The organism is Streptomyces sp. NPDC043854 (assembly GCF_056436005.1).
Map to the genome: position 1 here is coordinate 24,332 of NZ_JBWKDK010000064.1, position 10,001 is coordinate 34,332.

General features: G+C 72.4%; 11 protein-coding genes. All 11 read right to left on the reverse strand.

Annotation, left to right across the window (positions count from 1 at the left end; all coding sequences use genetic code 11):
• Positions 1 to 45: 45 nt before the first annotated feature.
• Complete coding sequence (locus AC068A_RS33050; protein ID WP_478589974.1) at positions 46 to 1,176, reverse strand: DUF3631 domain-containing protein; 1,131 nt, start codon at positions 1,174 to 1,176, stop codon at positions 46 to 48.
• A gap of 1,168 nt (positions 1,177 to 2,344) precedes the next feature.
• Positions 2,345 to 3,265: a bifunctional DNA primase/polymerase gene (locus AC068A_RS33055; protein ID WP_478589962.1), complete on the reverse strand. Its 921-nt coding sequence runs from the start codon at positions 3,263 to 3,265 to the stop codon at positions 2,345 to 2,347.
• A gap of 93 nt (positions 3,266 to 3,358) precedes the next feature.
• On the reverse strand, positions 3,359 to 3,907 hold the full coding sequence (locus tag AC068A_RS33060) for a hypothetical protein (RefSeq protein WP_478589963.1): 549 nt from the start codon (positions 3,905 to 3,907) through the stop codon (positions 3,359 to 3,361).
• 133 nt (positions 3,908 to 4,040) lie between these two features.
• Complete coding sequence (locus tag AC068A_RS33065) at positions 4,041 to 4,529, reverse strand: hypothetical protein (protein WP_478589964.1); 489 nt, start codon at positions 4,527 to 4,529, stop codon at positions 4,041 to 4,043.
• Positions 4,530 to 4,705: 176 nt separating this feature from the next.
• The gene (traB, locus tag AC068A_RS33070; protein ID WP_478589965.1) at positions 4,706 to 6,754 is read right to left on the reverse strand and encodes a plasmid transfer protein TraB; all 2,049 of its coding nucleotides are present in this window, start codon (positions 6,752 to 6,754) and stop codon (positions 4,706 to 4,708) included.
• Positions 6,755 to 6,763: 9 nt separating this feature from the next.
• On the reverse strand, positions 6,764 to 7,369 hold the full coding sequence (gene traA, locus AC068A_RS33075; protein WP_478589966.1) for a plasmid transfer protein TraA: 606 nt from the start codon (positions 7,367 to 7,369) through the stop codon (positions 6,764 to 6,766).
• Positions 7,369 to 7,872 (reverse strand): hypothetical protein, encoded by a 504-nt coding sequence (locus tag AC068A_RS33080; RefSeq protein WP_478589967.1) that lies wholly within the window; start codon positions 7,870 to 7,872, stop codon positions 7,369 to 7,371. Before AC068A_RS33080 ends, traA begins: the two co-directional genes overlap by 1 nt.
• A gap of 29 nt (positions 7,873 to 7,901) precedes the next feature.
• Complete coding sequence (locus AC068A_RS33085; RefSeq protein WP_478589968.1) at positions 7,902 to 8,243, reverse strand: RRQRL motif-containing zinc-binding protein; 342 nt, start codon at positions 8,241 to 8,243, stop codon at positions 7,902 to 7,904.
• Positions 8,240 to 9,307, reverse strand: a complete 1,068-nt coding sequence (locus AC068A_RS33090; RefSeq protein WP_478589969.1) for a hypothetical protein — start codon at positions 9,305 to 9,307, stop codon at positions 8,240 to 8,242. Before AC068A_RS33090 ends, AC068A_RS33085 begins: the two co-directional genes overlap by 4 nt.
• A complete protein-coding gene (locus tag AC068A_RS33095; RefSeq protein ID WP_478589970.1) occupies positions 9,304 to 9,576 on the reverse strand; it encodes a DUF6303 family protein in 273 nt (90 codons plus the stop codon). Before AC068A_RS33095 ends, AC068A_RS33090 begins: the two co-directional genes overlap by 4 nt.
• The gene (locus AC068A_RS33100; RefSeq protein WP_478589971.1) at positions 9,576 to 9,839 is read right to left on the reverse strand and encodes a DUF6284 family protein; all 264 of its coding nucleotides are present in this window, start codon (positions 9,837 to 9,839) and stop codon (positions 9,576 to 9,578) included. Before AC068A_RS33100 ends, AC068A_RS33095 begins: the two co-directional genes overlap by 1 nt.
• Positions 9,840 to 10,001 lie beyond the last annotated feature (162 nt).

The window sequence follows — 10,001 nt, forward strand, 5'->3', positions numbered from 1 at the left end:
TGCTCTGACCTGCGAGGTAGCGGCGGTAGCGCTGGTAGCGCTCTTTCAGGGGAGGGGGCCGGGGGGCGGGCAGTACCGGGTCCAGGCGTCGGCGAGGTCGGCGGCGTAGTAGCCCTTGAGGACGGCGCCACCCATCTTGATGTTCCGGGCGACCACGGGCCGACTGTCGGCGGTGGTGTACTCCCGGAGCATCTGGCCCAGCTGGCGGGCGTCGATGGGCCGGCCGTTGATGTCCCCCCACGGCGCTTCGTCCAGTGCCCTGAGCTGTTCCAGGACGGCGGCGGTGGGCAGTCGGGGGATGTCCCCGAAGACGTGGTCCCGCAGGTCGGTCAGCAGGCGGACACCCAGGCTGGCTTTGTCGTCGCTCTGCGCCGCGGTGACCAGCTCCACGCACGCCGCACGCGCCCGCTCGGGCCAGTCCCCGCCAGCCGCGTCGGCGACGGCGAGGAGGGGCTCCCACACGTCCGCGGGCCGGTCGGTGACCCCGTCCGGCATGACGGGGAACGCGCCGCTGATGCGGTCCCGGACGCTGTCGGCCCACGCGGCGAGCCGATCACGCAACGCGTGGCCTTCGGTGGTGTGGAGGCGGGCGCGGAAGGGTTCGGCGTGCTCGTTGCGGGCCCGCCGCCGCATCCGGACGATGACCGACCGGGTGAGGATCGTGTCGGGCAGCGACCCGAGTCCGGCAACTGCGACGGCGCAGTACGAGGGGAACGGCACCACGGTCTGGTTACCGCCGTCCCCGACGCACCGGTACATCACCCCGGAGCGGCGGTGGCCAGCGTTGATGAACCCCCGCAACTCCTCGTTGTCCCCGGCCTTCGGGCCGAAGACGGTGTCGATTTCGTCGAAAAGCACGGTGGGGCGGCCATCGCCCATGGACACGGCCCGGAAGAGCGCGGCGGCAGACGCGTTCACGGCCACCATCGGCGCGGGAACGAGGGTCTCCACGATCTCCAGCGCCCGGGACTTGCCCGACCCAGGTTCCGGGGAGAGGAACGCCAGACGCGGGGTCGCGTCGAAGCAGTCCAGGAGGTGGGCGTGCGCGTCCCACAAAGCCACGGCGACGTAGGCGGCCTGGCTAGGGAAGACGTTGAAACGACGGTGGAAGGCTTCCACGTCGTCAAGCAGCGCAGCGCCGACGACGGGCGGGGAGGGCGTGGTCGCGTTGGGCATGGATGCTCCCGTGGGCATGGGGCTGGGCGTGGGGTCGGTGAAGCAGCCGCAGCCGCCCCAGTCAGTGGCCAGCGCGTCTTGGTCTGCCTGGTCTTCGGCGATGCGCTGTCGCAGCTCGGTCAAGGGCAAGGGGCGAGTGATGCCGCCGGTGCGGTCGCGCAGGATGGCGATGTCTTTGCCGAGGTAGACACGCAGGTCCTGTTCGGCCTTCGCTTCGGCGTCAAAGCGGTCAGGGTTGGTGGCCAGCAGGCGGGCCCATTGGGCTTGACCGCCACGGACACAGGCACCGCCGCAGTTCGCGTGGGGGTAGCCCTGGGCGTACATGCGGGGCGGGGTCAGGCCGGCCTGCTTGGCTGCTTCGATGAACTGGTGCTTGTCCTGGTAGGGCGGCTCACACAGTGGGGCCAGCGCGACCCAGGGCAGGTAGGCGTTCTGTATCGCGGGCAGGCGGTGGGTCTCGGTCCAGTCGATCCCGACATACACGGTGGTCTGTGCAGGGTCGGTGTTGTTCTCCAACCAGGTCCGGCAGGGGATCTGCTTGAGGAACTGGCTGCACGGCGCGATCCGGGAGTTGCCGATCATTCGCCGGTCGCGGAAGACCTCCCAGGGGGTGCGGCCGTCAGCGACCGTGACCAGCCGGGCCCCGAGCTGGGCGACCGCTTCGTTCAGGAAGCGGTAGACGTCGGGGTCTTCGACCTTGGTGTCCGCGAACAGCAGGACACACTCGTCCGCCCCGTGTTCGCTGATCACATGCTGGGCGGTGGCCCAGGAGCCGATCCCGCCGCTCATCATCACCACATGCCGGATAGGGGCGCTCATCCCGCCTCCCCGTGATCCCGGACCCGCAACGGGCACACGGTGCGGTGTGCGATATGACGTGCCTCCAGGGCGCGGATGGCGCGCAGGCCAGTCGCGCGTTCGTCCCACGCACCGCACTCGCACCACGCGCGGGTCCAGGGGGCGCCCCGGAAGGGCACACCCAGGTGCAACACGGCCACGATGCGGCGCCCGTCACCCAGGTGCGGGTCAGGGCGAACAACAGAAGGGACGCCCTGACGGGCGACGACCTTCGGCGCGCTACTGCCGTCCGCGACGGGGGCCGGTTCGGCGGGGCGGATGTCTGTCGGGGTGTCGGGAGGGCTCTTAGCTGGGGGGTGTTCGCGGGCGCTCATGCCGTCGCCCGGCCGGTCGGGTTGTTCGCGATGGACCAGTTCAGGGCGCTGGTGATGGCGGAGCGGTACTCGTAGGGCTTCAGGCCAGCCGCTTCCGCCCCCCAGCTAAGAGCTTGCTCAACCTCCGTGCGGTCGAGGTCGCCGGACGCGATCAGCCGTCCCAGGGCCCGCGCGGCACGCACGAGCGCCTTGTTCCGTCCACCCTCGGCCGACGATGCGACGTTGACGGTTTCGTTCCGCAGGGCGGCCGCCGCGTAGGCGGCCCGGCGCCCCGTGGGGGCCGTGGAGACGTCTGGGCGGAGCGGGACAGCTTTGATGCGGGGCGGGGCGGTCAGTTGGGCGTGGATCCAGGCCGGGAGCGGGGCGGGCGGCCGGTCGTCGGTGATCTCGTAGCACCCGGTGGGGAGGGTACTGCCGGGTGCGACGACATATCCGCCCCACGCGCGGGTGTCGATGCGCCGGCCAAGGATGTCCTGGGTGGAGCGGACTTTGGCGCCGGGCGGGGCGGCGAAGTACAGGTGCAGCCCGCCGGACGGGGTGGCCACCGCGTGGGTGTCCGGGAGGGTCTCGCCCAGGGACGTGCACAGGCTGTGGAGGATCTCGCGGCCGTGGAGGGTTCCCGGCGGATCGGACGGCTTGGGGGCGTCCAGGTCAATGACGACCAGCCCGGCCGGACCGGTGGCCAACCCCACGTTGAACGCGCCGGCCGCCCACGCGGCGTGGATCCGGTCGGGGTCGGTGGTGGCGCGCTGTTCGGGTTTGGCGTGCCCGTCGGCGCAGTCGCCTGTGCGGGGGCAGCGGGTTTCGCCGTGGAGGGCGGACACCTTGGAGCCGGGGCGGAGCGGGATCACGGGCCAGCCGCGGGCAGCAGTTGCTAATGCTGCGGTCAGCAGCGCGGACGGGGGGTGATGGGTCATGCTGGAGACCTCTTTCTGACCCTCTGATGGGTCGGGAGACGAGAGGGCGGCCCCGGGTTCATTGGCGTGAGGTTGGGGCCGCCCTCGGCATAGCTAGCTGCGGCCGTGCTTCCGGCGCGGCTCCGGCAGCGCGAAGCACAACGCGGTCTCGGCGTGCTGGCCGTAGGCGTGCATGGCGTCGGGCAGGCCCACGGCCACCTGCGAGGCGTCGTGCATCGCGGACGCTTCGTGGTCGGCGAGGTAGTCGTTCTTGTCCAGGTCGGCCGCGTACTCGGCGGCGGCCTCGCAGCGCTGCATCTCGCGCAGGGTGCGGTCGAAGTCGGCCTTGCCGCTCCACCGCCCCAGTGCCTCGAACGCCTCAGCGCTCGGGTAGACCTCGCTGGGGAGGACGTAGAACCCCTGGTCGGTGCGGCCGAGTTCCACCGCTGGCGGCTGGTGGCCGTCGAGGACCTGCCGGATGGCCCAGGTGGCGCCGAAGGCGTAGCCCTCGGCGGTCTGCGCGTACAGCCGGCGCAGCCGGTCCGCCTGGTTGCGGTGGACGTCCCCGATGACGAACAGGGCGTCGTCGTGGGGGCCGGAACGGCATGCTGCTCGGCCGGCCGGGGATGGTGAGTTCGCCGTCCACGTGCTTGAGCCGGTCAAGGTCGTAGTGGGCAGCGGTGATGGTGGCGGCGTGGTAGGCGCGCTGTGCTTCGCGGGCCGCGGCGCCGAGGGCGTAGACACTGTCGGTCAGGTTTCGAACCACGGGATCGTGGTGCGGGTCATGGTGTCCCTTTCAGCGGTGGTGGATGGTGCCAGTGGCACGGCCGAACAGGCCGGTCGCGGTGACGTGCTGCGTGATGTGGGTCGTGGCGGTGCCGGCGCGTCCGCGGGTGCGTCCGGCGCGGAAGAGGAGGGGGACGGCGGCGCCGACGGCGATGAGTGCGACGAGAGCCCAGAGGGCTTCAGCCACGGCGAGGACTCCCGGGGCGGCGTACGAGATTCCGATTCCGGCCGCACCGACGCCCCCGCCGACGGTCGGGGCAAGGAGCGCGGTGGTCTTCGCCCACCTCGGAATGCTGGCCGCGGGTACGGCGACGGGGGCCGGTTCGGCGGGGGTGGGGTGGGTGTAGGCGAGGGTGCGAGTGCCATCCGGGAGGATCACCGGACGGATGTCCACCCCGGCCGGTATCGCGGGGAGGAGGGGCCCCGGCACGGGGGTCGGGGCGGGCTGCCAGACGGCGGGGGTCGGGTGGTTGATGACGGGTTCGTGGGGCATGTGCATGCCTCCCGGGTATGGGTCGGGCCCGCGCCGAGGACGGGTGGCGCGGGCCCGAGGGATGTGGTGTCAGGCGTCGCTGTCAGGAGGTGTCAGACAGCAGGTGTCACGGGTCCTGACAGCGGGTTTGCCTAGCAGTTTGGGTGTCACGGGGCCCTGACGGTGTCAGGGGGTGTCAGGCGTCAGGCGATCTTGAGGTTGGGGACGATCCGCCACCTGCCGGTGACCGAGGTCGGCTCCAGCCGGCCGTCCAGGGCCGCGTCCTTCAGGCGGGCGGACACCCACGGGCGGGACAGCTTGTGGCGGTCGCACCAGTCCATGAAGTCCTTCGGACCGACCACCATCCGCCCGGCCGACTCGAAGTCGTCCAGCGCGTCCGCGAACAGCTCCCGGGCCTCCTCCGGGGACGGCTTGTGCCCGGGGGACTCCCACAGCGGAGTGTCGTCGCCGTCCTCCCCGCCGGGCAGCTCGGCCTCGGGGTCGATACCGGCGTCTTCCGGATCGACGAGGAGTCCGGACGATTCCGCTTCCGCCCCCGTCTCTTCCACGGCGGTGGTGGGCGGGAGGGCCGGGGCGGCGCCAGGAGCGGTGCGGCCGGCGTAGTTCTGTCCGGCCACCGCGCGGGCCGCGCCGGCGGTGATCGGGTCCGCGGCTGCGCCGTTGGACTGCGCCCACCGGGCGAGGTCTTCCAGGGCGGGGGTGGCGGTGTGGGGGACGGCGAAGGTGCGGCCCGGGGACGGGTAGCGGTCCTCGGGGATGCCGGGCGAGACCACGTAGCAGTAGCCCGGCCGCCGGTTGCCCCACGCGCCCGGGTGGGCGCCGGCGTCGATGACCGTTTCGGGGAGGGAGAACCCTTCGTCGCGGGGGTCGCAGCCGAGGGCGATCACGGACGGCAGGGACGCCCGGGTGGAGGTGGACATCTGGTCGTACGACGGCCGTTGCAGGGACACGATCAGGGAGACGCCGGCGGAGCGGGCTTCCTGGGCGATCCCGGTGAACGCGTCGTCGCCCATCAGCCGGAGCGTGTTCGCCGCTTCCTCCATCCACGTGACCAGGAACGGCATCCCGGCGCACCCGCACGGCCGCCCGTCCGGGCGGCACGTGTGGTCACGGCTGTTCTGCCGTTCCGCTGCCTCGGGTACCCACTGGCGGTAGCCGTGGGCGCCGAGCCAGCGGGTACGGGCGGGGATGACGGCCTTGATGGCCTCCACCATGACCTCGGTGTCCGGTCCGCCCTCGGCCGCCCAGTCGATGCCGGGCAGCAGGGGGCGGAAGTCCTGGAACATCTTCGGGTCACTGAGCCACAGGAGCACGTCACGGCGGGAGAGGATCTCCAGCATTAGGTTCAGGGCCGTCTCGCCCTTGCCGGAACCGGTCCCGCCCGCGATCAGCAGATGCGTGCTGTTCCGCTTGATCTCCGGATCACCCGGCAGCCACAGCACCAGCGAGGAGCCGTCGTCGTATCGGCCGATGACCAGCGGTTCGGCGATGCTGCCGCCCAGGTTCGACGGGCCCGACCACTCCGCGACCTGGGCAAGCATGTCCTCGGGGACGATGACGAGTTCGCCGCGGCGGGCGGAGTCGGGGTCGGGCATGTAGCGGACGGCGGACTTGGGCAGGTCCAGCGCTGATGCGATCCGCGGCAGCACCTTGGCCAGGTCGTCGTTGGTCTGCTCGCCCGCCTCCAGTGCCATTTTCGCCGTGACCCGGTTCGGCTCCACCGACGTCGCCCCGATCTGCGCCCGGGCCAGTCCGACCTTCTCCAGCAGGCCCTTGTCCGCCCCGCTGGCGGCTGTGCCGTCGACGTTGCGGCGCATCACCATGCGGATGTTCCACGACAGGGCGAGCGCCGGGCCGCCCATCAGGTACAGGTCCGGCAGGGGCCCGGTGGCCGGTCCGGCGAGGCAGGCCCCGGTCAGCCACGCCGACCCCGCGGCCACCGTGATGGCCGAGTGCAGCCGGCGCTGCTGCCCGGTTGCCTTGCCCGCCCACCACGTCACCCCGGTCAAAGCGACCGAGGCGAGCGTGAGGCCGACGCCGGCGGCGGCACTGCCCTCCCACTGGGTGCTACCCAGCAGACCGGCCAGTCCCAGACCGCCCGCGCACAGCCACGGCGGCAGGTGCGGCTTAGCCGGGTGCAGCACATAGGCGCCCAGCCCGGCCCCGTCGGAGGAGCCGCGCAACTGGTCCTCGTACTGCTGCTCCGGTGTGGTGCGTTCAGTCGTTGCCATCACTCCCCCTTAGAGCTGGCCCCAGTCCATGCGCGGCGCCGATGGGCGCCGGGCACGGTGGCGGACGCGGTTGATCTCTTCCTCGTACTCCTGCTGGAATGTCGCGTACGTGGCAGCAGCGTTCTTCGCCGCGTCCCTCAGGGCCTCCGCGGCGCGCTGCATCTTCCGCGCCACCTTCGCCGCCCGGAACCGGGAGCCACCGATACGGCCCTCGGGGTCCGGAACGGTCACGAGGGTGGCCTTGAGGATCTCCGCGCCCATCGCAACCTCGATGGACAGCGCGACCCCGGCGGCGCGGACGGCGTTGCAGTATTCGCGGACCTGCGCGGGGGAGGTGAACTCCGGGGCGGGCAGCAGGGACCGGTTCGGTCCCTGCCCACCCCCGGCCGTGGTGGTGCGGCGGCCCCCGCCGCCGTTGTTGCCGCGGCCGCCGCCGGCGTTGACGTTCAGGGTGAAGCCGGGCGAGAACGACTTGTTGAACGTCTTGCTCTGGGAGCCGTTCGCGCCCGGCCGCGGGGTGGTCCGGGCGTGCTGGGTGCGGGTCTGCTGTCCGCCGCTTGTCTTCCATCCGGCGCCGTTGGCGCCCCAGTTCATGCCCGAGGTGGTGTTGGCCATCAGGAGCTCTCCTTCTCGGTCACGGAGGTCAGGCGGCGGGCCACGAGCCAGCCGATCTGGGAGATGAGCGTCAGGACGGCCCACGCGGTGAGCAGGGCCGGGTGGGCCGGGCCGAATCCGGCTGCCAGCGCGATCCACGCGGCCGCGGCCGTGGTGAACGCGGCGAGCAGAGCCCGCCAGACCGTGGCCTGGCGGGAGGTGAGCCGTCGGCGCAGCATGCTCCACGTCCACGCGCCGGCCGGGGCCAGCGCGAGCACGGCGAGGAACCACGCGGTGCCCGGCTCGATCAGGTGAAGGGCGCCGGTCAGGGGCAGGAGGGCGGTGGCGATGGCGGTGGGTGCCCAAGAGCGGCGGTGCTTCCACGCCCACCGGCCCGCGGCCAGCGCGGCGCGGGTGGTCAGGGTCGGGGGCTCGGGACTGAGAACGACGATGACCGGCTGGCCCCCACGCTGACGGGGGATCCGCACGGTCGAAGCGGCCGAGGACCGCGTACGGCGAGACACAGCAGAACTCCTTACGACGATGGTGGGGTTCAGGCGGCGCACGGTTCGGAATCGGGAAAGGCACACGGCACGCACTCACCCAGCCGCGCCGGGATCACGTAGCCCGCATCCCGCCCGCAGGTCGGGCAGATGCGGCGAGCGGCGTTCGCGGCGGCGAGCGCGGCCCGCCGAGCCGAGGTCATCGGCCGGACCGGCAGCGCGAGGTCGACGCGGTACAGGTATGCGACCAGCGGCCCCCGCCGACGGCGGGGGCGCTGCAGTTCCGCAGCGACGTCCTGTCCACCGGGCCGCAGCCCGGCCGCACGCAGCTGTCGACGCGTCGCCAACCCGTCCGGCGCGAGCAGCCACCGGTAGACCGGGAGGGTGCTCACGGGGTGCTCTCTTCCTGGGCCATCAGGGCGCCCCAGGCAGAGCGGATGCGCTGCTCGCCGCCGACGAACCCGGCGTCACGGAAGGCCGTGACGGCCTGCCGGTAGGACAGTGGCGGGTCGGCCGAGTAGCGCAGGTGCCGCAGCACCACCACAAGCTGTGTGTCCGTAAGAGGCTCGGCCGGGTGGGGTGTGGGCACACCTGCCACGGCCGCGACCTCGTCCAGCGTCACGGGCGTGACGCCCACCGTGACGCCCTCATCCTCAGGCATCGACACCGAGGCGCTGACCTGCGTGTCTTCCCCGTCACGGGGCGCCGTGACGGCCTCACCCTCCATCACCGGCGGGGCTGTCGCAGTACGCGGTTCGGTGGCGGTGGGTAGGGCCAGCGTCACGGGGGCTGTGACGGCGTGACGCTCGGGTGTGACGGCCACGGCGAACATGTCCGCCAGCGCGACATCCGCACCCGTGGTGACTCGCTCGCGCTGCACATCCAGCAGACGCGATCCGAGCGAGGCATCCCCGGCGCCGACCTTTCTAGCCAGCCTCCACGAGGTGCGCTCGGACGACTTCCGGATGCGCTTGTCGGGGTGGTTCGCGGCGCGGGCCCGGTGGAAGGCCAGCGCCCGCACCAGCGCGGCGGCCCGGTGCTCGGCCTCGGCGTCCCGGCCATCTGTGTGGACCACGATCCGCCGGGCCAGGAACGCCATGCCCTCCGCCGCCACACACATCCCCATCGGAGTCACCGCGTAGATCACCGTGCGGCCCGGCCCGTCCGCCGCCATGGCCGACATGACGGACGCAGCGGCAGGCAGCAGCCACAGCCCGGCCCGCACCACCAGCGGGGCAGCCTGCCCCAGCATGGTCAGCCCCAGCAGCACCAGCGCGAGAACAGCGGTGGCACCCTCACCCGCCGCGACCGCGCCAAGCGCGGTCCCGGAACCGTACGCGCCGGTGATGTTGGAGAACGTCCCCGCACCGCCGGCCGCGCCGGTGGCGAGCATCGGCACGAACGCGGCGCCCAGGACGAACTTCTGCGGCCCGGTCAGGACACGGCCGACGCTCATGCCGCACCCCCACCGGCCGGAACGACGTGGGCCACGGCGATCAGGACCACAGGCGAGTCGGGGATGCCGTACTCCTCGGCGTCCTCCACCCACGACCAGTCCGGCGCACCCGCGAGCACGTAGCCCAGGGCTTCCAGCGCCCGTGAACGCTCCGCGAGCGTGGGCACCGCGGTACCCGTGAAGCTGTGCGTGGGCCACTGGGGCCGACCGGGCAGGACCACGTACAGGCGCCACCGACCGGACCTGCAGACCATCTGCGCCCGCGCCATCACGCCACCACCGCGGTGACCCCGGGCGCCTTGTTTGCCGCGTCCCGACGGGCCGCCAGCACGCGCCGGTGGGCCCGGCGGATCCGGCGGCCGTCGAACTCCGACGCCGGCCGGTCCAGCAGCGCGATCAGGGCGTCCAGCAACTCGACCTCGGCCTCGATCAGCGGCATCTCGGCCTCGATCGAGTCCAGCTCCGCGTCCGTCGGCCCCAGGTCCGGCGGCAGCACCGTAACGGGCGTCTGACGTGCAACGATGAACCTCATTGGGTCTTGCTCCTCTCAGGCAGGAACGGGCCCGAACCGGGGGGGGGGGGGGGGGGGGGGGGGGGGGGGGGGAGAGGGTGGGGGGGGGGGGGGGGGTGGTGCTGGCGAGTTGCGGACCCTACCCGGTGCTCGCCTGCCTCGCGGCAGCGGATGTCCTCGCCG